Below are 23,886 nucleotides of genomic sequence, written 5' to 3'. Positions count from 1 at the left end.
GTAGCCAAAATGCTCCGCGTTTAGAGGCGGCTCTCTTTATATCACTGGCGTTGGTCGCCCCAAATTTCACACGCCCCCCTTATCTGCTATTAAATCAGCAAAATAGATCACACCTAATGGCTTGCCATGTTCATCGATCACAGGCAATTTATCCGTCTGACGTGACACAAACAGAGAAAGCGCTTCACGCAGACTGGTTGTACCGAGTATCGGCAACCCTATCAGCGTTTCACCGCGTCTGACCCGTTGTTCAACCCAGCCAAGTGATAGCAACTTAATACCGAGGTCACTACGACCAAAAAAATCACGGACAAAATCATTGGCGGGTTGAGTCAACATTTCAAATGGCGTTCCTTGCTGGATGACTCGCCCCTCATCCATCAGGACAATGCGGTCAGCCAGGCTCAGCGCCTCATCGATATCATGGGTGACCAGCACGATAGTTCGCCCCGATAATTGGTGGATACGGCTAATCTCGAACTGTAATGCTGAACGCGTCACCGGATCTAGTGCGCCAAATGGCTCATCCATCAATAAGACTTCCGGATCAGCGGCCAAAGCCCGCGCGACACCGACTCGCTGCTGCTGCCCACCAGAGAGCTGATGGGGGTAGCGATGGAGAAATTGTTCTGGCTCCAGATGTAATAACTCAAGTAACTCTTTCACCCGCTGGCGGATACGATCCTGTGGCCATTTTAGTAACTGCGGCACAGTGGCGATATTGCGCTCCACAGTCCAGTGTGGAAATAAACCTATGGATTGAATGGCATACCCCATCCGCCGCCGTATATCTTCCGGTTTATAATTGCGGATCTCTTCACCGGCAAAATGGATCTCCCCTTCATCATGCTCAATAAGTCGGTTAATCATCTTCAGTGTGGTCGACTTGCCAGAGCCAGAGGTCCCAATCAATACGGTGAACTCCCCTTTGGCAATCTGCAACGTCAGGTTATCTACCGCCCGTTTGCCGGCAAAATATTTACTTACCTGATGGAAATGAATCATCGATTTGAAGTATCCATAAAAATAACGATGAATTTAAACAGTGAGTCAACCATGACTGCCATCACTATCACCGGTATCACGCCCAGTAGCACTAAGTCCAATGCGCTACTCAGCAAACCTTGAAACATAATCGCCCCTAGCCCGCCAGCACCAATTAATGCAGCCACGACAGCAAGCCCTACCGTTTGCACCGCAATAATTCGAATGCCGGACAAAATAAGCGGCATTGCAATAGGTATTTGCACCCAAAAGAATAGCTGGCTGCGGGTCATCCCCATACCTTGGGCTGACTCGACAACACTGTCCGGAACAGACTCTAGCCCCGCAACCACACTGCGAACTAGCGGTAACAACGCATAAAGCACCAGTGCGATAATCGCTGGTGCCAGACCGATACCGCTAACACCGTGATCTGCTAACCATGGGACTGCCGCAGCCAGCCCCGCCAAAGGTGCAATGAGCAAGCCAAACAAGGCAATTGATGGGATGGTTTGGATAATATTCAATGTTGAAAAAATAGTGCTTTGAAAGCGGCGAGAGCGAAAACAGAGCAAGCCAAGGGGGATGCCAATAAGTACCGCGGGTACTACCGTAGCCAATAGAATCTGAAGGTGTTGCCAGAGGGCATCATCAAACACATCCTGACGATTAACGTACTCTTTCATTAGCGAAAGTTGATCTAGTTGCCCTGTTGCCAGCAATACCACTACCGGTAAAACCAGCAAGATATTGGCCAAACTGCGCCAGAGAGGATTGACAATAGCGCGGGACAAGCTATCCACCGCAATCAATATGCTTAATCCACTCATTAGCCAAAACCCGCCGCCTAACGAGGTGCGAGCAAGGCTATCTTCCCCCCCTGTAAGCTGTGTGGCCGTTCTCCCTGCCAGCAGCAGCAAGCCAAACAGTAGCACCTCGGCAAATAAGAGTGTTGACCCATGCAGCACAATGTTTTGTTTACAAAAAGCACAGGCAAGCAGTAGCAATATAGGAGCTAACAGCCACCAAACCGAACCTGTTATCAACGACATTAGCGCGATCCCCTGCCCGGAAATCAGCCTATTCGGTGCATGACTAACAAAAGAGAGCCCTATCCCAGATAAAACCAGCAAAATAACCAGTGCTAGCAGGACTCGGTTTTTAACGGCCATAAAAATCCATCTCCATGACAGGTAATCTTAATTACAATAACGGATCACCTGTGTATTTGAATGGCACTACAGACTGCTAGCTATAACACCATCCCTAACGCACGCGGTTACCCTTTAACGAAGCCTTTTTCTTTCAGGTAATTAGCTGCCACTCGCTTCGCATCCTGACCTTCAACCGCGATACGCGCATTCAGTTTTTGTAACGTCGGGCCATCCAGAGTGGCAAATACTGGGTTGAGTAACGCAGGTATCGTCGGATGTTGTTTCAGTGTGGCCTCACGAATAATCGGTGTTGGCGCGTAAATAGGTTGCACCCCTTTGGGATCTTCCAGCGTCTGTAACCCTAAAGCCGCAACGGGGCCATCTGTACCATAGGCCATGGCCGCATTAACACCAGAAGTTTGCTCAGCAGCGGCTTTAATCGTCACCGCTGTATCACCACCTGCCAGTGATAACAGCTGGTCTTGATTCAATTTAAAACCATAAGCTTGCTGAAAAGCAGGTAAGGCATCAGGGCGTTCAATAAACTCGGCAGAGGCCGCCAGTTTGAATTTCCCCCCTGCAGTAATCCATTTACCCAGATCATCCAAGGTTTTCAAATTATTCGCTTGAGCTAAATCCTGACGCACTGCAATGGTCCAGGTGTTATTTGCTGGCGCGGGCGAGAGCCATACCAATTTATTTTTCTCATAATCCAGCGCTTTTACTTTCTCATAGCCCGCCTTGCTATCCTTCCAGGCAGAGTCTTTCTCATCAGAGAAGAAAAAAGCACCATTACCAGTATATTCAGGGTAAATATCAATTTCACCCGCAGTGATGGCACTACGCACCACTTTGGTGGTACCTAACTGTGATTTATTGGTGGTTTTTATCCCATTGGCATCTAGCACCTGCACAATAATATTGCCTAACAATGAGCCTTCGGTATCAATTTTTGAACCAACACGAACAGTATCTGCCGCATGGGATACACCACTTAATGCCGCCACCATCACTGCAAGCAGCGCAAAAATCCCGCTACGGGGTAGGGTCTTTGCCATGTTTACCTCTATATGCTTAAGGGTTAGTAAAAGTTCAAACCTGAATGTTTCCAGAGCCTGGTCGTCTGAAAGTATGAAGAGCAACTACCATTAACAAATCAGTAACCATATTAGATTTAGTCTAAAACAAACCAAATAACCAATTGATATTAAATATATTATTAGTACACACCAACCTGACGGGCCAATCTACTTTAGATATAACAGTATGATTGCTAAGTATTTAAGCAAAATTTTGTTACTTAGGAACATGAGTAAGATGACATTAATCACTGTATATAACAACAGTTAATTTCAAGTAACGGGAGAGATTGAAAAGAGTTCTACGGCCAAGGATTTAAATTGATGAGTGGCTTTCAATTGGCGAAGAGCAATGACGCTAATATGTAGGGGGCTGGCACGGTGACTGGAGTGCAGGCATTGATGAAGGATCCGCGCGTTCCCGCGTCAGTCAATCTGAAAGTAAAATTAGCGAGTCAAATTTTAGGCTTGCGCATCAATTCGTCGCCGTATTATATGCACAAAAAAAGTAAAGCGAGGAAAGACCCCTACCTGTAAGCGGCCTTTCCCAAATGACATCCTAACAACAGTGCTAGAGCTCTTCACCGTTACTGGAGATCACCTTCTTATACCAGTCAAAACTTAATTTACGTGAGCGCGCCATGGTGCCGGTGCCGTCATCGTTTTTATCCACATAGATAAAACCATAACGTTTGCTGTATTCACCGGTGGTAAATGATACACAATCAATACAGCCCCACGGGGTGTACCCCATTAACTCAACGCCATCTTCAAATACCGCTTTCTTCATCTGTTCAATATGCGCTTTCAGATAAGCAATGCGATAATCGTCGTGCACCATACCGTCATCGGCCACTTTATCAATTGCACCAAAACCGTTTTCAACAATAAACAACGGCTTTTGGTAGCGCTCATACAATACGCTCAGTGAATAACGCAAACCGACCGGATCAATCTGCCATCCCCAGTCTGAGGCCTTGACGTGCGGGTTAGGGACACTGCCTTCAAAGCCAGAAAGTGAGTTGCCACTCCCCGGATTGACCGCAGATACCGCATTACTCATGTAATAGCTCAGCCCCATGTAGTCAGCACAGCCCTCACGCAGAGCCTCGAGATCGCCCTCTTCCATATGGATAGTGAATCCACGGCGCCCCCACTCATTCAGGATATATGACGGATAGTAGCCGCGCATATGGACGTCACCGAATAGATAACGCTCACGCATGGCTTCGACCGAATACATCATGTCATCTGGATGGCATGAGAAGGGATAGAGCGGCACCATCGCGACCATACAGCCAATTTTGAACTCGGGATTAATGGCATGACCGAGTTTTACCACTTTGGCACTGGCAACAAACTGATGATGCAGCACTTGGTACATGGTCTCTTCCGGGTTCTCCTGCTCGGTGAATATCACGCCCGAGCAGCAATAGCCGAACAATGGATATTTCCAGTTGCGTTGGTTATTGATCTCGTTGAAGGTCATCCAATATTTTACTTTGCTTTTATAGCGTTCCATCACCACTTCGCTGAATTTCACGAAGAAGTCGACCACTTGACGGTTTTTCCAGCCACCGTACTCTTTAACCAAATGCCACGGCATCTCGAAGTGAGATAAGGTAATAACCGGCTCGATACCATATTTCAGCAACTCATCAAACATGTCGTCGTAGAATTGCAGGCCCGCTTCATTCGGTTGCTGCTCATCACCGTTCGGGAAGATGCGCGTCCAGGCAATGGAGGTGCGGAAACACTTGAAGCCCATCTCAGCAAATAACGCGATATCCTCTTTGTAATGACCATAAAAATCAACGGCTTCATGGTTCGGATAGCGGTAACCCTCCTGCACGCCATCAGTCATGACACGATCAACACCATGCGCGCCGCCGGAGAGCACATCGGCGATACTCACGCCTTTGCCGCCTTTATCCCAACCGCCTTCGACCTGATGTGCGGCGACTGCGCCGCCCCATAAGAAATCTTGCGGTAATTGTTTGTGATTCATAACTTTCTCCCTTAGCACTACGGGCAACTATGCACCCTGAAAATGGAAATCAACGGCGGGTAATGACCCGCCTGAGGATTAAAACTATTTTAGCCCTGATTCATCTGCGCCTGAACAATCGGCGTCTCAGGAGCTTTCGCGCTTTGCTCCGCGCTCTCTGGTTCATCACTAAAACCAACCAACCAGGTAAAAACTGCACCTAATACGAATGCCACCGAGATAGAGAGCAGGAACCCGAGGAACTGTGCCATATGCCCCTCTTTAAAGAAGACCGGCAGCACGGCGATACCTGGCAAACAGTAACTCCACGACACAGCATTAAATGAACCGGCAATCGCCCCGCCAATCCCACCTGCAGCACAACTGCACAAGAAAGGTTTTTTCAACCGTAAAGCTACGCCATAAATTGCCGGCTCGGTAATCCCGAACAGTGCCGTAATACCTGCCGACAATGAAATACCTTTCATTTCGTGGTTGCGGGTTTTTAAGTAAACGCCAAACATGGTGCCCGCCATGGCAAATACCGCGGAAGCTTGCAGGCCGGTAAAGGTGTCATAACCCAGAGTCGCGTAGTTGCCGACCGTGACCGGCGTAATCCCCCAATGGACACCTAAGGTGACCAATGGCTGCCAGAAAACCCCGACCACAAAGCCCGCAATAGCTGGACTAAGGTTATAAAGTGTGTTGTAAACCCCACCAATGGCCCCGCCAATCAGATTACCGATCGGGCCGAAAACCAACAGCGTTAATGGCACCATGATGGCGATACAGAACATCGGGGTGAACAGGTTACGCACCACCATCGGTAAGATGCGCTCGAAGAAACGCTGCACATAAGACATCGCCCAGACCATTAAAATGATCGGGATAACCGAGGCGGTATAACTCAGGTATTGCACGGGAATACCGAAGAAATCCAAAGTCGGAGACGATAAAGGAATACCGACAATGGTATTTAGAATATGGGCAACCTGCGGATTATTCACCGCTTCATGCATCAGTTGCTGAATAGCTGGGTCAGCTGAATTCACCGTGATGATTTTATTGGCCGTCAGCATATTCATATAATCAGGGCTGATCAGTGCACAGGCGGTAATAACGGCGGTAAAGGGGTTAACATTGAATTTTTTCGCGGCGGTAAAGGCCACCATCACCGGCAAGAACGTAAAACCGGTCCATGAAACAAAATTCAAAATACGGTAGGTTCCGCTCGCCGCATCCATCCAACCGATCGCGGCAAGAAAAGAGATAATCCCCTGCAAGATACCGCAGGCCGCCAACGGGTAAAGAAAGGGGGCGAAGATACTGGAGATGATATCCATCAGGCGGCTAACAATACCCACCTTCGGTGCAGCTACTGGAGCGCTCTCATCGATACTTATCAAACGGGTAACGTGCTTATAGGCATCGCCGACGTGATTACCGATCACCACCTGCATTTGCCCGCCCGCTTCAATCACGGTAATAACACCTTTAACGCGATTTAACCGTTCTTTGTCGACAACCTTATTATCTTTCAATATAAAACGTAAACGTGTCGCACAATGTGTGACAGTAATCACATTATTATCACCGCCAATATATTTAATAATTTCCTGAGCGGTCAATCCATAATCAATTGCCATTATTAATCTCCTGTCGCGGGTACTGAGTATAAGGTAAGTAGAACGTTATTGGCTTATTATTAGTATTTTTATTTGACGCAGAGTGGAGTTTAGCAAAAAGAAAAATGAAGTCACGATATAACAAAAATCGCGATTTGGAATATGTCACATGTAAAAAACACCCTGTTTTAGGGTGCTTTTTTATGCGTTATTTGCGGGAGTTTCTTGCCAATGGTTTCAATAATATATAACACCGGAATTTGAGTGGTAATATTATAATGCCCTTCAAGGACAATAGGCGGCATATGGTAAGAGATATTAAGGTCAGCCATTTTAGCCAACGTCGAGTTTTCACTGTTGGTTAGACTGATTATTTTACATTTGTGCAGACTAAACTGATTGGCAATGCGAATAATCTCTTCTGTTTCACCGGATACCGAGAGAATGATAGCAATGGCATCCTGATACATATCACTGTTAATAGGATAGTAGGGATCATCAATATAAGTGCTAAACTTACCAATATTAGAGAAGAAACGCGCGCTATATTTCCCCAGAGCACCAGAGGTACCAATGCCAACAAATATAACTCTATTTGATGCGGCTATTTGGGCTGCCGCAGTATCAAGTAATTCATCAAACTCACTATTATTAATACTTTTAAAATAGCTAATTATTTCACTGATACCAAAACTGACTGGCGGTTTGTCATCGTGTTCTAAATAGAGCTTAAAACGAACCCGAAATTCAGAGTAACCATCACAATTCATTTTCTTGCAGAAACGTAACACCGTGGTGGTAGAGACACCCGCAGCATCCGCCAGTTCTCTGATGGTCATATACATCACTTTGTCGGTATTTTTTATGATGTAGTTATAAACAATCAATTCCAGTTCGTTAAGCGCTGATATTTCTTTATATGTAAACATACTGATACCTGAAACGATGTATTGACCTTAGATACGCGAATTTAGCATGAAACGAAGGGACTAACGAGGGGGGCGTGGTTGTAGGGCGACAATCGTGGCGAGCCGTGAGCAAATACAGCTCCTGAGTCTGTTGCTAACGTTAAGCACAATTATAATGTGGTTTATAGATTCTCATTCTGAGAATAAAGAGATACATGCCAAAAAACTCTAACCGACTGAAAATTATGTTTAAACCAAGGAGGTAAGCACTGGAGACATCCCATTAATCATGATTTCTCGTCCTAAAATAACGATAATCACGTTGTTTTATTTTAAAGTTAACTGTATATTTAAACAGTTGTTTGTTCATTTAGGAAAAATCCATGCGTGTTGAGTTGATTTATGACAAACGGAATGTCGCCGGCCTTACCAATGCTGGTGAAATGATTAAGGCAGAACTGACTAAACGTGTGCATCGTGTGTTTCCAGGTGCCGAGGTTAAAGTCAAAGCAATGCAAGCTAACGGCATCAATACGGATGCCAACAAGCAAGAGAAATCAGTACTCAATCGCCTGGTTGAAGAAATGTTTGATGAAGCAGACGAATGGCTCGTTACTGAGTTTTAATATGAAGTCACCCGGGTTACCCAGCCCGGGATAGACTGTTTTTTATGCTATTCTAAAAAAGTAAGTACCGATTAATATTTTTAATATTCTTTTAATCTTTAATTTAAAAAATTAAATCTGTATCAATGTTATTTTTCATTATCGATATTTAAGAAAATTAAAGGTCAGTAATGAAATATAGTACATTGGTAAAAAAAAACGCATCTGCGTTAGCACTGCTTATGACATGTCATACTGCCGCTGCCAGTTACCATTCGGGCAGCACAGATAATGTCACGATTAGCGCCTCGTTGGGGTTACTCAATGCAGAATCACAAGAGTTTGTTTATCAACCTGGAAATAGTGGCCATAAGCTTAGCCAATTAGATTGGAAAGCGAAGAACATCCCAATTATCAAGATGGATATATCATGGGACCTATTATCCAATTTAACATTAACTGCCCAGGGTTGGAGTACATTATCATCAGGTGATGGGGCAATGGATAATTACGATTGGTTAAACCAAAATCAAACCCAGTGGTCCCATTGGTCTCACCATGAAAAAAACAATTTGAATTACGCCAACGAAATTGACCTTAATGCTAAGTTTTGGCTTTTGAATGAGAAAAACTATCGTATTGGAGTAATGTCAGGCTATCAACGGAATAATCATAGTTGGGCGGCTTATGGCGGAGAGATTAATTATAATAATGGCATTCAAATAGGTAAACTCGCCGACAGTGCAATTACCATCGGTTATAAGCAGAAATTTGATATGCCCTACCTTGGTATGGCAGGCAGTTATCGCTACCAGGATTTTGAGTTGACGACTTTATTGAAGTACAGCCGTTGGGTTAATGCTAATGGTAGTGATGAGCACTATCTACGTAATCTATCATTCAAAGATAGTAGTAAGCTCTCTCGCTATTACGCGGTTACCCTTGGTGCAGGTTATTACCTGACCCCGAATACCAAGTTATTTGTTGAAGCGGCCTGGAATCGCTACACCGAAGGCAGAGGAAAGGCGCAAATGTTCAACCATACCACGGGGGCATCAACAGCTATTTCCGATGGTGCGAGTATCGCTCACCAAAGCCAAACGATCTCTTTGGGGATCCAGTATAAATTTTAATTACGTCAATAACCTTTCATTACATCAATAACCTTTCATTACATCAATAAACTGTAATTACCCCATCCCAGCATCAATGCGCCGTGTACACAGTCGCTATGCCCGCATTGACGCTGAATTTATACTTTAATATCACTATTTTTTTCAACATTTTTTTCATTCTTATCATTAATTTTTAAGCGATCTAATTAGCAAGTTTATGTTTTTATTAGATATCGATAGCAACAAAATCCTCCACAGCTGTCACTGTTACATAAAGAAGCATTAACAATAGCGCACTTATCGCCGCTTATTACTGTGACTCAGCTCAAGTTTTTCCCTGCCAAGCCGTTATCTGAATCATGCCTTCCCATCTATTTAGGACGCTCTATGCTTGATTCCATTCGTTCACGTATCTTGGCAGCCTGTATCATCATCGTGGCAGGCTCTCTCGCCATTAACACTTATTTTAACTACTCAGTTGCCAACAAATATAACAACAGCGCAATCGATAACACTCTAACCGCCGTGACGGCGAGTCATGGTGTCGGGATTGCGGACTGGGTGGCGACTAAAACACAAATGATTGTGTCGCTGAAAGATAGCGCACTGACAGCTGACCCGACGGCAGCACTGCGTCAGGTTGCCGCTGCGGGCAACTTTATTAACGTTTATATTGGTTACGCCAATAAGACAGCCACTTTTTCTAATCCCGATGGTATCCCCGCAGGTTACGACCCCACTGGGCGGCCATGGTATTTACAAGCGGTTAAAGCCGGTAAACCCGTGGTAACACCGCCATATGTTGATGCGGGAACCCACCAATTAGTGGTGACCTTTGCCTTACCTATTATTCAGGATGGGAGTGTGAAAGGGGTATTAGCCGCTGATGTGACTATGGATAGCGTAATTGCAAACGTGAAATCCATACACCCAACGGATGACAGCTTCGGCATGTTAATTGATGCCGATGGCACCATTATCGCGCATCCGGATGCACAGTTAACCCTTAAGCCGCTGAGTGAAATCGCGCCGACATTAGAGCTTAAGACTCTATTGAGCGCGGTTGATCCTATTGTTGCCAACATTGGTGACCAGAGCAAATTGCTGCTCGCGCAGTCTGTTCCTGACACTCAATGGTTTACCGTGGTGGCACTGGATAAAGCCCATGCCACTGTCGGTATGCGCTCATTGTTGACAACATCACTGGTCACGCTAATTGTCATTATTTTAATCGCCGTGGTGATTATTAGCTTAATTACCCAGCGCGCCCTACTCCCCCTGAATCATGTGCATAAAGCGATGGATGCTATCAGCTCTGGTGCAGAGGATTTAACCCGACGTTTACCGGTCGAAGGCCGCGATGAAGTGGCGAAAATCGCCCAGTCATTTAACCAATTTGCCGACAAACTCAGCACCGTGATGGCGCAAATCCGCGATACCAGTGAGTCGGTGCGGATTGCCGCTAATGAAATTGCGGCGGGGAATCAGGACTTATCAGGCCGAACAGAGTCCGCCGCTGCCAGCTTGCAGCAAACCTCGGCCGCATTAGAGCAGATTTCAGCCACCGTGGCCCAGTCGGCCAGTGCCGCAAGGCAAGCAAATACCGCCGTGCTCTCTGCTGCGAATGATGCTTCCCGTGGCGGCGAGGTGATAGCCAAAGTGATTACCACCATGGAGTCGATTGAGGCCGCATCGGGCAAAATCGGCGATATTACCAGTGTCATCGATGGCATAGCTTTCCAAACCAATATTCTGGCACTGAATGCGGCGGTAGAGGCGGCACGCGCCGGTGAGCAAGGACGTGGTTTTGCTGTGGTCGCGGGTGAAGTTCGCACACTGGCACAGCGCAGTGCGCAGGCGGCAAAAGAGATCAAAACCCTGATTGAATCCACCGTCAGCAGCGTCTCTTCAGGTTCGGGTCAAGTCCGCCTGGCCAGTAACACCATGACCGAGATTGTCAGCAGCGTGTCTGATGTCACGACCATTATGTCGGAAATCACCAACGCGGCAGATGAACAAATGCGTGGCATCCATGAGATCAATAGTGCAGTTGCGCAATTGGATACCATGGTGCAGCAAAATGCGGCACTGGTTCAGGAATCGACGGCGGCATCTGCGGCATTACAGTCTCAGGCGGGCGATTTGACCGAGGCAGTGAATCAATTCAGGATCTAGTTCGACACCCAACATTTGAATCATTATCTTTTGGTTTCAGCGGGTTATCTCGCCCGCTGAAACGCCTTTAACCCAGTAAGATCCGCGCACCAATTTTAATCGGCGCAAAATTATCATTCGTCACACCCGCGGCAGATAGCGCCAGTTTGAGTTGCTGTGGTGGCTCATCTAATGATTCATCTGCCAACTCAAACACCCCCCAATGAATAGGCACCGTTATCGGTTGCTGCAATTGCTGAAATAACTGCACCGATTGCTGCGGGTCCATATGTTGCGCCTGCATAAGCCAGCGTGGGGCATAAGCGCCAATCGGCAAAGCCGCATAATTGAATGGCCCTAACCTTTCACCAATGGTCAGCAGTTGCGGGCAATAGCCCGTATCTCCGGTGAAATAGAAGTTAATCTCACCACGTTTGAGCACCCAACCCGACCACAATGTGCGGTTGCGATCCCAAGGTGTGCGCATGCTCCAATGGCGGGCTGGTACACAATGAAACTCAAATTCGGCGGCAAGCTGTGTCTCCCACCAATCCAGTTCGTGAACATGACGAGCGCCGTGTTGCAGCAACCAATTTTTTAACCCCAGCGGGGCCAGAAAGGTAATTTCAGGAAAGCGACGCAGTAATTGCGTGATGGTCGTCACATCCAAATGGTCGTAGTGATTGTGGGAAATCACCACCACATCAATCGGCGGCAGTGCCTTTACCCGCGCGGGGACCGGTGTTTTGCGGGCTGGCCCGTAAAAATTCAGCGGTGAAGCGCGGCTGGAGAGCACCGGATCAAATAGCACGGTTTTTCCACTGACACGTAGCAAGAGCGAAGCATGACCCAGCCACCATAAGGCATCTTGCTGACCACTGAAATCGGCCTCTTGCCACCAGTCGCTGACGAATTGCGCATACCCCTGCTGAGGCGGTTTGGGCAGTGACTGGCGTTTTCGCTCTTCACGCCAGCGTTTCAAATCTTGCGGATGATGAATGACCGGCTCCAGATTCTGGAATCCAAACTCAGTGTGGTGTGGCTTACTAGCATCATAATAGGGGTTTTTCTTCGCCATTTTACATCCTTCACTGCTAGCCACGACGGCAGCTCACATTCATTCATGGGCTATGCCCGTAATAATTCATTGGTGCTCAATATTGATACTCTATCACGCTGAGCAGTAGACCTAATGCTAGTGATGATATTTCACTCTGCAGATTAAAATCTTGCCACACTTGTCACGGTCATGGTTGGCGTAAAAAGGCATTATCACTTATTCGTATTCTCATGGATATTTCGTTTTTTGCCGAAAATCCCCATCCACCACTAAATTGATTCATATCAATTTTTACTTTAATTCACGCCATTTCAGGTCGCAAAACCCTTTTTCGTGATCAAACACTCATCTTTAAAAACGCCACGCCTATATAAAGAAAACGATTATCCATTTTTAATAAAACATTGTTTCACTTTGAGGTGGCGGTAAAAATGAGTAAAGAGATTTCAACAAGGCATACGTTAGCGTACGGGAGTGCCAACTTATTGGGCAGTGGAGCGTTGGCAATCAGTGGTGCCTGGCTGATGTATTTCTACACCACCTTTTGCGGGCTATCTGTCGTAGAGGCAGCCACTATTTTTTCAATCGCCAGCATTATTGATGCCATTAGTAACCCAGTTATGGGTTATATCACTGATAACTTCTACAATACCCGTCTGGGCCGCATATTTGGCCGCCGCCGCTTCTTTATCTTACTGGGGATCCCGCTGGTATTGGTCTACCCCATGCTCTGGATGAGTGGCTTCGGATTCTGGTATTACCTGCTAACCTATGCGCTGTTTGAACTGATTTACACCTCCATCATGGTGCCTTACGAAACGCTGGCCACCGAGATGACCACTGATTTTGCCAAGCGCTCTAAGTTAACCGGCTCCAAAGCGATTTTCGGCAAAGTGGCTAACTTTTTGGCCGCCTTTATTCCCGGCCAGTTTATTGCTATTTACGGCAAAGACTCCGCAACCCCCTTCCTTTATACCGGTATCGCCTACGGCCTGATTATGTGCTGCGCGATGATTTGGCTCTACAGCTCCTCCTGGGAGCGTCCGGCCAGCGAAGTGGTGCGGGAAACCACCAGCAGCTTGGGTCAGGCGCTGAAAAAACTCTGTGTGGATATGGCGTCAACCTTCCATCTGCGTATTTTCCGCAAACATCTGGGCATGTATCTGTTTGGTTTCGGTGCTGAATGGTTGTTCGCTTCCGCATTTACCTACTTTATTATTTTTGGTCTGGGCCAGGATGCCGCACTGGTTTCTCAGCTCAATAGTTTCAGCTCAATCATGCAGTTGATCTCTACTGCCATCTTTATCGGCATCTGCGTCAAGATGGGCTTTGCTCGCCCATTCCGTATTGCCCTGCAAGTGGTGATAGTCAGTGTAATTGCCTATGCCGCGCTCTATTTCACCGGTTGGTCTCAAACCACAACCGTAATTGTGCTGTTCTGCATCACTGCTGTTTTCGGCTTAAGCACTGGCGGCATTTATTACATTCCGTGGACGGTCTATACCTTCCTGGCCGATGTCGACGAAGTATTAACTGGTCGTCGCCGCGAAGGGATCTACGCTGGCGCGATGACCTTCGCCGGTAAAATGGTGCGCTCGATTATTGTCTTCGCCATGGGTTGGACGTTAAGCCGCTTTGGCTTTGTCTCTGGGCAATCGAGCCAGCCAGAAGTGGCGGTGCAAGCGATCGTTGGCGTATTTGCCATCGGGGTGATCTCACTGGCGCTAGTCGCTATTTACTACACCACCCAGATGAAGCTGGATCGCAAAAATCATAAAATTCTGCTGGAGGAGATTGAGCGCATCAAAGGTGGTGGGGCTATGGCGGATATCCCAGCCCATGCCCGAGTGGTTGCTGAAGAGCTAACCGGCTGGAAATATGAGCAGTGCTGGGGGAATAACCCTCTGGGCATGAAGGAATCAACAACGGTGATCCCTAAACCCGTGACTGAAAGTTAATTGTTACCTATCATAATCCACCGCATCGGCCCTCTCCGATGCGGTTTTTTTGGTCTAAAAACCTTGATTGGTCAATTTCCGCGCTTTTCTGCCATTATTATCGCGATGCCTTGCCCGGTAATGTAAATTATTTGCCTACCAGATAATTTTCAGCATGTTTTATTTATATATCCGATTACTATAACTCCACGACCACTTATTTTGCTTTCTGAACATGGATAAAAGAGTGCTGAAATATTTCTCCTCCTCACTGCTGGCCGCAGCCCTATTCACCATCCCCTTGCATAGCAAGGCTAAAACTGAGCTGTTGGCCTCACAAGTTGTTGATCAACATGCCGAACATATTTTCTATAACAGTGGTGCCATGGGGATGGCACTGGTGGTTATCGATAACAATCAAGTGGTCAACCGCAGTTTTGGCGAAACCAAACCCGGTAACAACCTGCGCCCACGCCCAGACTCATTAATTCGTATTGCATCAATTACCAAGCTGATGACCAGCGAAGTGATGGTTAAGCTGGCCGATGATGGCACAGTGAAACTGACCGATCCGTTGCGGAAATACGCGCCTAAGGGCATCACAGTCCCCTCTTATAATGCAAAGCAGCCGATAACCTTGCTGAATCTGGCGAGCCATACCAGTGGCTTGCCGCGTGAGCAACCCGGCGGCCCGCAAAAAAGACCGGTGTTTACCTGGCCGACCAAAGATAATCGCTGGCAGTGGCTAAAACAGGCCAATGTGACCGTGCCGCCAGGGGTCAGAGCCGCTTATTCCAATTTGGCCTACGACTTGCTGGCCGATGCGTTATCACGAGCCTCTGGCAAGCCTTATACCAGCCTGCTACGAGATAAAATCACCGCCCCGCTGGGCATGAAAAATACCACCCTCACCCCGACGGCAGAGCAATGTAATCGGCTGATGGTGGGCGTTGGTAGCAGCCGCTGTGAAAATACTACCGCGGCTGCTGGCAGTGGCGGAGTCTACTCAACGCCAGAGGATATGCAGCGCTGGATGCAGCAATTCTTATCTTCTGATAACAGTGCGCGCAAAAGTTCAGCCAAACGTGAGCAGACGCTCTATTTCCAGCGCCGAGACCTGACCTCACTGAAGGGCATGGATGTTGCGGGTCAGGCCGATGCATTGGGTCTGGGCTGGGTTTACATGGCTCCGAATGCAGACCTGCCGGGGATCATGCAAAAAACTGGAGGTGGCGGTGGCTTTATTACCTATATGGCGATGATCCCAGAAAAGAACATTGGCGTTTTTGTGGTGGTGACCCGCACTCATCTGACGAAATTTAGCAATATGAGTGATGGCGTGAATCAGCTGGTCGCGCAGTTGGCGAAGAATGGCTGACTTGATGGGCGACAGTGGTAACCCTGCCGCCGCAGTGACAAGGTGAAAAGCAAAAACCCTGTTATCTGAATAAGATAACAGGGTTTTTTATTGGTGCCGGCACCAAGAGTCGAACTCGGGACCTACTGATTACAAGTCAGTTGCTCTACCAACTGAGCTATGCCGGCGTAATTTGGCGGAAGGATAGAGATTCGAACTCTAGGACCTGTTACAGTCGACGGTTTTCAAGACCGTTGCCTTAAACCACTCGGCCATCCTTCCAATGAGCGGGATTATGATCTATAGCGTGATGATATGTCTAGTGTTTCATTTAAAAAAATTTGAAATTTGATTCGTTTGGTTAAACTTCATGCCGAAAATGGTCAAAAAAAACCAATTTGTTCAAATAGTGGGCGCAAAAGGATCCAGTCACGATAGGCGCTTGCCTGCACCAGAAACAAAAAAACGCGGCCAAATGACCGCGTTTTGTCTCAGTACTTATCCTGCTAGCAGAATTAGAACTGGTAAACCAAACCTACTGCTACGATATCATCAGTGTTGATACCGGCATTTCTGGTGAATTCATTTTCATCCAGCAGGTTGATTTTGTAATCAACGTAGGTGGACATGTTTTTGTTGAAGAAGTAAGTTGCACCGACATCAACGTATTGCACCAGATCCTGGTCGCCATAACCATTGCCCAAATCTTTACCTTTTGATTGCAGGTAAGCCACGGATGGGCGCAGACCGAAATCAAATTGGTATTGAGCCACTAACTCAATGTTTTGCGCTTTGTTAGCAAAACCTGAATTATCGCTTTTGAAGTTACCGAAACGAGTCAGGTTGTATGTTTGGGCATAAGTAGCCGCCAGATATACGTTATTAGCGTCATATTTCAGACCACCACTGTAGGCATCAGCACGATCACCATTGCCAAACAGCATCTGATTTTGCTCGGTAGTACGTTTAGAGCTAGACATCGCCGCAGCCGCACTCACACCCCAGCCCAGGTCATAAGATAGTGACATACCGTAGCCGTCACCATTCTGGCCCTTAACATCACGACCATTGTTGCTTTCCGTCGGGCTACCATTTTTACCCTGATATTGCAGAGCAAAGTTTAGGCCATCAACCAAACCAAAGAAGTTGGTGTTACGGTAAGTCGCCAAACCGTTAGCACGTTGCGACATGAAGTTATCCGCGCCGTAGGTATCACCACCGAACTCTGGTAGTACGTCAGTCCATGAGGTGACGTCGTACAGCACACCGTAATTACGGCCATAATCCAGAGAGCCGTAATCAGCAAATTTCAAGCCAGCAAAGCCAAGACGAGTAAAGTTGCCTTGGTCTTGATCTTCAGCTTTATTCAGATTTGCCTGATATTCCCACTGACCGTAACCGGTTAGTTGGTCACTGATCTGTGTTTCGCCTTTCAGGCCAAAACGCATATAAGACTGGTCGCCATCTTTGCTCTTGTCGTCAGAGAAATAGTGCAAACCATCGACTTTGCCATACAGATCCAGTTTGTTACCGTCTTTGTTGTAAATTTCAGCCGCGCCTGCACTACCTGCAACTAATAAAGCGGGAACAAGCAGGGAAAGAACTCGAAGTTTCATCGTTATTATCCTCTATTATTAGGTCTAACTATGCCACTGCTCTTGCGAGCATATAATCCCAACGGGGTTATTCTATTGTGGTAATAATATCTGGATTAATCCATACAGAAAATGCTACCAAGTTGGAGATAGTGTTTCATATAACCCAAAAAGTATTTCTAAATGTAAATTAGCGCGAACTTTCACAAAAACAAGAAACACGTAAAATATAGCATTAATTGTCAAATATAAATATCATATCAATATAAAACAATAACTTACTAAAAAAACTTGCGTAGCACAAATTGATAAGTAATATACTAAACCCTGGAGCTATAATAGCTCTGCTATCATCATTATTTTTTATATTACTTTCATTGTGGCTCTCGCAGCCAGATAATTCGTTAGTTGACGGCCGGTCTTTTGACCGGCTTTTTTATTGCCTGAGATATATATAGTGAAGTATATTTATAATGCTAGATATATTAACAAAATGAAATAATATAATTATAATATAGTTACGAAATTATATTTAAGCACGAATAGCTTAACTAGTAAGGCTAATAATCAGACTAATCGGTTAACTATTACTCAGCTATTTATTGCATTTATTAGCTAATAATTATCACTCTACCGCCAATAACAAGGTGCCATAGCGGTAGAGTGTTAGCCGGTGATATTAGCGCTCCCGCAGTGATTCCTTCACTTTATTAAGGGGTTTTATCAGGTAATCCAAAACTGTTTTTTGGCCCGTTTTAATTTCTACGCTAGCGACCATGCCAGGTAATATCGGAAATGATTTACCAGCTTTATTCATCAGTTCAGCTCTATCAGTACGAACGTAGATGCGGTAGTAAAATTGGTCGCGCTTAACCTCATCTTGCAGCGTGTCCGGCGAGACCGTCTCCACCACGCCCTCCAGATTGCCGTAGATAGATGAATCATAAGCCGTTATCTTTACCGTCGCTGGTAATCCGGGCCGGATATAGGCGATATCACGCGGATTAATCCGTGTTTCGATGAGTAGCTGCTCTTCGATAGGGACTATCTCCATCAGTTTACCGCCAGGTTGCAACACCCCGCCGACGGTTGAGACCTGAATGTCTTTCACGATACCGCGCACCGGTGAAATCAGCGTCGTGCGGGTCAGTTGGTCCTGCTTACCTGAGACCACCTGCAACTGCGCGTCCAGATCTGCATTGTTTTTCACCTGCTCCTCTCTGGCCCTAACCGCATACTGGTTGCGCGCTTCATCTATTTTACCGCGCAGATCACTGATCTGCCGCTAATGCCGATGCCGCCGGCAATCGCCAGAAACCCCAGCGCCCCCGCCAGTAGCCCAGCCGAGCTGGCACTACTGCCCAACGCCAGGCCAGCGACACTGTCGATTGTGGTAAATTCCGGCACCAAGAGGGTTTCACCGGCCACCGCGGCCCCTATCGCGGCAGGGAAAGTGGTATGTACTGGCGGGTTGACGCCGTCATCAAACACCAACTCGCTATAATTGCCCTCACCATCGGTGGTGAAAAAGTGCTGATAGCGCACAGTGGTGCCATCTTTCATGTGCAAAATCAGGTCACTGCCCTGACGTTCATAACTAGTCACCATGGCGGGTGTGCCATGGATACGCACAATGCTCAATCCGTTGAGTGCCACAACTTGCTGGTTTCCAGCAACATGTGAGATAACCGCCCCATTTTGGCGAGAGATAATATCAATTGAAGCATTGGTTAGATTCGCCATGGTTAACCTCAAAAATCAAGCAAGACACTGTCTCCACGTAAGAACATACCGGGGGGACCCCGATAAGTCGGACGCAGGAGGGTAAAATAAACACCTCACAAAAGAGGGTTTAAGCTTGTTTCTGGTGTGGTTAACAACAAAGGAATCAGCGCAATGAGTACATTTGATTTTTATACTTATTTTTAATGTGTTTTTGAACAATGAGTTCACGAATCACTACTTAATATATAAGTAGATATTTCAAAAACTGTACAATAAAATTTTTCATTTAACTTACAATCATTAAGATGAATAAATGATAATACGCTGATAAAAAACGCCTAAAATGGCGAAAGAGTTATCGTATAATATATTGATAAATAACAAAACTAATCATTTTAACGCAAAGTGTGCAACTGAGCATCAATCAAGAGATCCGCGCTATCCCCATCATAAGTTACATCATTAAATTTAATGATTTAATGCTACAATTGTGTAACATTGAGCATATCTATAGTTTAACTTTTCGACTGTTTTTAACCTGAACCGCCATCGCGTTCATAATTTGAGCAAAAACGAAGGTGAAGGGGCAATCCTATGCATTAGACCGCCAATTATTCTGCTAATCAGATAAATCCCTTCGACCCGCATTTCGCTTTATGATAGAAACGTCTGTCTATATTGATCATTCATAATAATCACAGACTCTAATACCTCATGAGCTCCGAATTACGCCAACAAACCATAGGTCAACAATCAAATCAGCCGGGTGTTGCACAGCAAATCTCGACCCGACTGGCTTTCTTTATCGCCGGATTGGGCATGGCCGCCTGGGCACCACTGGTGCCTTTTGCCAAGGAACGTATTGGCCTTAATGATGCTTCGCTGGGTTTACTGCTGTTGTGCATTGGTGTCGGCTCGATAATGGCCATGCCTCTGACCGGCGTGCTCACGGCAAGATGGGGGTGCCGGGCGGTGATTTTACTGGCGGGCGCGGTATTGTGCCTCGATCTCCCCTTGCTGGTACTTATGAATACCCCGATGACCATGGCCCTTGCCCTGCTCATCTTCGGGGCCGCGATGGGTATAATAGATGTCGCGATGAATATTCAGGCTGTCATTGTTGAAAAAGCCAGTGGCCGGGCCATGATGTCCGGCTTTCACGGGCTGTTCAGTGTCGGCGGGATTGCCGGGGCAGGTGGCCTGAGTGCACTATTGTGGCTGGGCCTCACACCACTGACGGCGATTATGGCGACGGTAGTATTGATGATAATCCTACTGTTGACCGCCAATAAAAACCTGTTATATGGCAGTGGTGAACCCCATGATGGCCCACTATTTGTGTGGCCGCGTGGTTGGGTTATGTTCATCGGTTTTTTATGTTTTGTGATGTTTCTCGCCGAAGGTTCAATGCTTGACTGGAGTGCCCTCTTCTTGACGACGCTACGGGGCATGGAGCCATCACAAGCGGGGATGGGCTATGCCGTATTTGCGATAGCCATGACACTGGGCCGCTTAAATGGTGATCGGATTGTCAACGCCTTGGGCCGATACAAGGTACTATTAGGCGGCAGTCTGTGCGCCGCGATTGGGATTATGACGGCAATATGTGTTGATAGCTCAATTGCCGCTATTATTGGTTTTATGCTGGTGGGGCTGGGCGCATCCAATGTGGTGCCCATTTTGTTCACCGCCGCCGGCAACCAAAACGTGATGCCCGCCAATCTGGCCGTGGCGTCCATTACCACTATCGGTTACGCCGGTATTCTGGCTGGCCCTGCGGCAATTGGTTTTGTCGCACAACTGAGTAACTTATCGGTCGCTTTTGGCTGTGTGGCGCTGCTGTTACTGACAGTCACAGCCAGCGCCAGAGCCGTCACGCGCTAACCCAGGATATGCAGTCTCTCTATGCAAAATAACTCGTTATCTACCAGTTCAGCTAAGATCACCCGCTGCTTCTGGCTGTTTATCGTATTGCTGCTCATTACCATCGGGCTGTATGGCTACAACTATACCAATGCTTATCTGACAGAAAAAAAGCACGCACTAACCTATATCGCCAGCGGTTTGCAGCAACGCATTGATGATTATCGCTATCACACCTACCAACTCTATGATTTAGCGAATAACCCGGACGTCGCTGAGAAAGTCGTCCTCTCGGCGCAAGAGATCCGCCTGCGTCCTGATATTTACTATATTGAGAAACCACGTAGAAAAACGGATGCGGTCATTTTTGGCAATCACCAGCCAGCGACCCTGGCTATGGCGTTGCAGATGTCTGACTACCTTGATAGCCACTGGGGATCACAGAATGATACCTACTCAATGTATTATCTTAACGGCCAGGATAATAGCCTGACGCTGATTACCACTCAGGCGCTAAAAGAGGTCACCTCGCGCTTTAAAGAGAGCTACCTGACGGCCGCGGCTGAATCCCGACGGGCAGAAATGCTACAACAGGCCAATACCTTAGATGAGCGCGAGAGTTTCTCGCCGCTGCGAAAACTACGTTTCCAGAATGCCTACTATTTCACCCTGAGAACCACCTTTAACCACCCAGGGCATCTGGCGACTGTTATCGCTTTTGATTTGCCGATCAATGACTTAATCCCGCCGAATATGGCGCGGTCTAACTTCTTGCTGCAAAAAGATAAGACGCCGATTAATGAAGGCATGGCACCTGAAGATGTCGCCGCCGCCAGTGTGACACTCAATGGCTACTGGGTTGAGTTCTCCGCCCCTTTGGCTAATGCCACACAGAGAATCGTTTATCGTGTCCCGATTAATCTGTTAGCCATTGATTTACTGAGGAATAACTTCTGGCTAATTCTGACCAATATCTTGCTCTTGGCGTCAGCAGTGTTAGGTATCTATTTCGTTCGCCGCCAATACGTTCATCCAAGTGCGGATATGGTCGAAAAATTAGAGGTGCAGAAATCACTGAGTCAGGAAATTATAACCAACCTACCCCAAGGGTTACTGGTCTATAACTTTAGCAATAACACCGTCGTCGCCAGTAATCAGATTGCCGATAATCTGATGCCGCACCTTAATATGCAAAAAATTGCGCATATGGCGGAGCAGCACCACGGGGTGATTCAGGGCACCGTGAATAATGAAGTTTACGAAATTCGCATGTTCCGTAGCCAAATATCACCGGAAACCTATCTATTCCTGCTTCATGATCAGGATAAAGAAGTGTTGGTGAATAAAAAGCTGCAACAGGCAAGGCGTGAATACGACAAGAGTCTACAAGCGCGTAAGCTGATGCTACATAATCTAGGGATTGAGCTGAATCAACCGGTCAATACTCTCAATCAAATTGCCCATCAGTTACAAAACAGCACTAACTTACAGCAACAACAAGAGCTGACGGCCAAATTGATTGCGCAATCAGATACCATTATTGAATTGATTGAGAACATCACTCTACTCACGCGCCTGGAAACACAAGATTGGCAGCCTGAGCAGCACAGCTTCTCACTGTCGGCATTAATTGATACCCTTCTGTTAGAGATTCTGCCCGCCATTAATCAAAAAGGTTTAACACTCTTTAATCACTATCGTGCCGATATTAATCAAAATTACACGGGTGATGAAAATGTATTACGTAAAATACTTTCACTACTGCTGCACTACTCCATCATCACAACTGATTACGGCAAAATCACACTCAATGTAGATCACGAACCGGACCATCCAGAGCAACTGATTATTCAGATAACGGATACTGGTGCCGGTATATCTGATGAAGAGATCAGTAATCTTAATTATCCTTTCCTCAGCCAAACTTTGGTCGACAGATACAATCATGGCTCGGGGTTAACCTTCTTTTTATGTAACCAATTATGTAGGAAATTAAACGGCCAATTAGAAATTCGCAGCAAAATCGATATAGGTACTCGTTATACCATTCGCTTAACTATACCTATCGAAAATGAGCAACAAGAAGAGCAAGAGAAGTTATTAGATGGAGTGACGGCGTTATTAGATATAACCTCGGAAGAAGTGCGCTTAATCATCACCACATTATTGGGTTCATTCGGTGCAAACTGCATTATTGCCGATGATCGCCTACCGGGCCGAGATTACGACGTCACGTTAACTGATAATCCTCAACACTATGATAATTTTACCTTATTACTGACTTCAGATGAGGTGGGATTACAACAGTTACAAGATAACTATATCCGGGTAAATTATAATTTAGGCAGTGCTGTTATTGATGCAATACTATTATTAATTGAACAACGGATTTTATCAGATGAATCACAGGAAGAGTCTGAATCTATTGCTGAAAATGATATAAGCACCTATGAACAACAACTAAAATCCAGCGACTATTATTCCTTATTCGTTGAGACAGTACCGATAGATCTGAAGAAACTGTATACTGAACTTCAGCAACGTGATTTCATATCGCTTTCGCAGACTGCACATCGATTGAAAGGCGTATTTGCTATGTTGAACCTGGTACTCGGCAAGCAGCTATGTGAAACATTAGAACAGCATATCGCAGATGGCGATCGGTTGAAGATCGAAAATAGCATCAGTCAAATTGATTCTTTCGTCACCAGACTGTTGCAGCAAGGTAACCCATAACT

General features: G+C 46.4%; 16 protein-coding genes, 2 tRNA genes and 1 pseudogene. 7 read left to right on the top strand and 12 right to left on the bottom strand.

The annotated features are described in order from the left end of the window. Positions 1-66: 66 nt before the first annotated feature. From AACW11_RS16730 to AACW11_RS16705, 6 genes are all read right to left on the bottom strand, one after another. A complete protein-coding gene (locus tag AACW11_RS16730; protein ID WP_212584848.1) occupies positions 67-1,005 on the bottom strand; it encodes an ABC transporter ATP-binding protein in 939 nt (312 codons plus the stop codon). After that, positions 1,002-2,156, bottom strand: a complete 1,155-nt coding sequence (locus AACW11_RS16725; RefSeq protein ID WP_212584847.1) for an ABC transporter permease — start codon at positions 2,154-2,156, stop codon at positions 1,002-1,004. The genes AACW11_RS16730 and AACW11_RS16725 overlap by 4 nt, the downstream gene beginning before the upstream one ends. A 107-nt stretch (positions 2,157-2,263) precedes the next feature. Further along, the gene (osmF, locus tag AACW11_RS16720; RefSeq protein ID WP_212584846.1) at positions 2,264-3,196 is read right to left on the bottom strand and encodes a glycine betaine ABC transporter substrate-binding protein OsmF; all 933 of its coding nucleotides are present in this window, start codon (positions 3,194-3,196) and stop codon (positions 2,264-2,266) included. A gap of 592 nt (positions 3,197-3,788) precedes the next feature. Beyond that, a complete protein-coding gene (locus AACW11_RS16715; RefSeq protein WP_212584845.1) occupies positions 3,789-5,225 on the bottom strand; it encodes a 6-phospho-beta-glucosidase in 1,437 nt (478 codons plus the stop codon). A gap of 89 nt (positions 5,226-5,314) precedes the next feature. Then, positions 5,315-6,850 carry a PTS transporter subunit EIIC gene (locus tag AACW11_RS16710; protein ID WP_212584844.1) on the bottom strand — a complete coding sequence of 512 codons (1,536 nt, stop codon included), beginning with the start codon at positions 6,848-6,850 and terminating at the stop codon, positions 5,315-5,317. A 167-nt stretch (positions 6,851-7,017) separates the two neighbouring features. Then, positions 7,018-7,758 carry a MurR/RpiR family transcriptional regulator gene (locus AACW11_RS16705; protein WP_212584843.1) on the bottom strand — a complete coding sequence of 247 codons (741 nt, stop codon included), beginning with the start codon at positions 7,756-7,758 and terminating at the stop codon, positions 7,018-7,020. Positions 7,759-8,120: 362 nt separating this feature from the next. Between AACW11_RS16705 and AACW11_RS16700 the strand changes: the two genes are divergently transcribed. The 3 genes from AACW11_RS16700 (at position 8,121) to AACW11_RS16690 (ending at position 11,632) form a co-directional block, all read left to right on the top strand. Further along, the gene (locus AACW11_RS16700; RefSeq protein ID WP_049599321.1) at positions 8,121-8,363 is read left to right on the top strand and encodes a DinI-like family protein; all 243 of its coding nucleotides are present in this window, start codon (positions 8,121-8,123) and stop codon (positions 8,361-8,363) included. 170 nt (positions 8,364-8,533) lie between these two features. After that, positions 8,534-9,475: an omptin family outer membrane protease gene (locus AACW11_RS16695; protein WP_212584842.1), complete on the top strand. Its 942-nt coding sequence runs from the start codon at positions 8,534-8,536 to the stop codon at positions 9,473-9,475. 369 nt (positions 9,476-9,844) lie between these two features. Then, the gene (locus AACW11_RS16690; RefSeq protein ID WP_212584841.1) at positions 9,845-11,632 is read left to right on the top strand and encodes a methyl-accepting chemotaxis protein; all 1,788 of its coding nucleotides are present in this window, start codon (positions 9,845-9,847) and stop codon (positions 11,630-11,632) included. Between the two features lie 67 nt (positions 11,633-11,699). On the opposite strand, the gene AACW11_RS16685 is transcribed toward AACW11_RS16690, so the two are convergent. Then, positions 11,700-12,689, bottom strand: a complete 990-nt coding sequence (locus tag AACW11_RS16685) for an MBL fold metallo-hydrolase (protein ID WP_212584840.1) — start codon at positions 12,687-12,689, stop codon at positions 11,700-11,702. Between the two features lie 413 nt (positions 12,690-13,102). On the opposite strand from AACW11_RS16685, the gene AACW11_RS16680 reads away from it, so the two are divergent. Together AACW11_RS16680 and ampH are read left to right on the top strand one after the other, a co-directional pair. Beyond that, positions 13,103-14,629, top strand: a complete 1,527-nt coding sequence (locus AACW11_RS16680) for an MFS transporter (protein ID WP_212584839.1) — start codon at positions 13,103-13,105, stop codon at positions 14,627-14,629. Positions 14,630-14,843: 214 nt separating this feature from the next. Continuing rightward, positions 14,844-15,986 carry a D-alanyl-D-alanine-carboxypeptidase/endopeptidase AmpH gene (gene ampH / locus AACW11_RS16675; RefSeq protein WP_212584838.1) on the top strand — a complete coding sequence of 381 codons (1,143 nt, stop codon included), beginning with the start codon at positions 14,844-14,846 and terminating at the stop codon, positions 15,984-15,986. 91 nt (positions 15,987-16,077) lie between these two features. On the opposite strand, the gene AACW11_RS16670 is transcribed toward ampH, so the two are convergent. From AACW11_RS16670 to AACW11_RS16650, 5 genes and pseudogenes are all read right to left on the bottom strand, one after another. Then, a tRNA-Thr gene (locus tag AACW11_RS16670) sits at positions 16,078-16,153 on the bottom strand. A gap of 6 nt (positions 16,154-16,159) precedes the next feature. Next, a tRNA-Ser gene (locus AACW11_RS16665) sits at positions 16,160-16,247 on the bottom strand. A 233-nt stretch (positions 16,248-16,480) separates the two neighbouring features. Continuing rightward, positions 16,481-17,581, bottom strand: a complete 1,101-nt coding sequence (locus AACW11_RS16660) for a porin OmpC (RefSeq protein ID WP_212584837.1) — start codon at positions 17,579-17,581, stop codon at positions 16,481-16,483. 658 nt (positions 17,582-18,239) lie between these two features. Next, positions 18,240-18,845 (bottom strand): annotated as a pseudogene (locus AACW11_RS16655) (HlyD family efflux transporter periplasmic adaptor subunit); the annotation flags it as partial. Further along, positions 18,815-19,303 carry a BapA prefix-like domain-containing protein gene (locus tag AACW11_RS16650; protein ID WP_212584836.1) on the bottom strand — a complete coding sequence of 163 codons (489 nt, stop codon included), beginning with the start codon at positions 19,301-19,303 and terminating at the stop codon, positions 18,815-18,817. The gene AACW11_RS16650 and the pseudogene AACW11_RS16655, both read right to left, overlap by 31 nt. A 696-nt stretch (positions 19,304-19,999) precedes the next feature. Here AACW11_RS16650 and AACW11_RS16645 point away from each other — a divergent pair. Both AACW11_RS16645 and rcsD read left to right on the top strand, forming a co-directional pair. Next, positions 20,000-21,169 carry an MFS transporter gene (locus AACW11_RS16645; RefSeq protein ID WP_212584835.1) on the top strand — a complete coding sequence of 390 codons (1,170 nt, stop codon included), beginning with the start codon at positions 20,000-20,002 and terminating at the stop codon, positions 21,167-21,169. 21 nt (positions 21,170-21,190) lie between these two features. Then, entirely contained in the window at positions 21,191-23,884 is a 2,694-nt protein-coding gene (gene rcsD / locus AACW11_RS16640) for a phosphotransferase RcsD (RefSeq protein WP_212584834.1), read from the top strand. Positions 23,885-23,886: the final 2 nt, after the last annotated feature.

This window comes from Yersinia sp. Marseille-Q3913 (genome assembly GCF_963892745.1).
GTDB classification, from domain to species: Bacteria; Pseudomonadota; Gammaproteobacteria; order Enterobacterales; family Enterobacteriaceae; genus Yersinia; species Yersinia bercovieri.
Note: the sequence above shows the minus strand (reverse complement) of the source record. Positions and strands in the feature narration are given on the sequence as shown.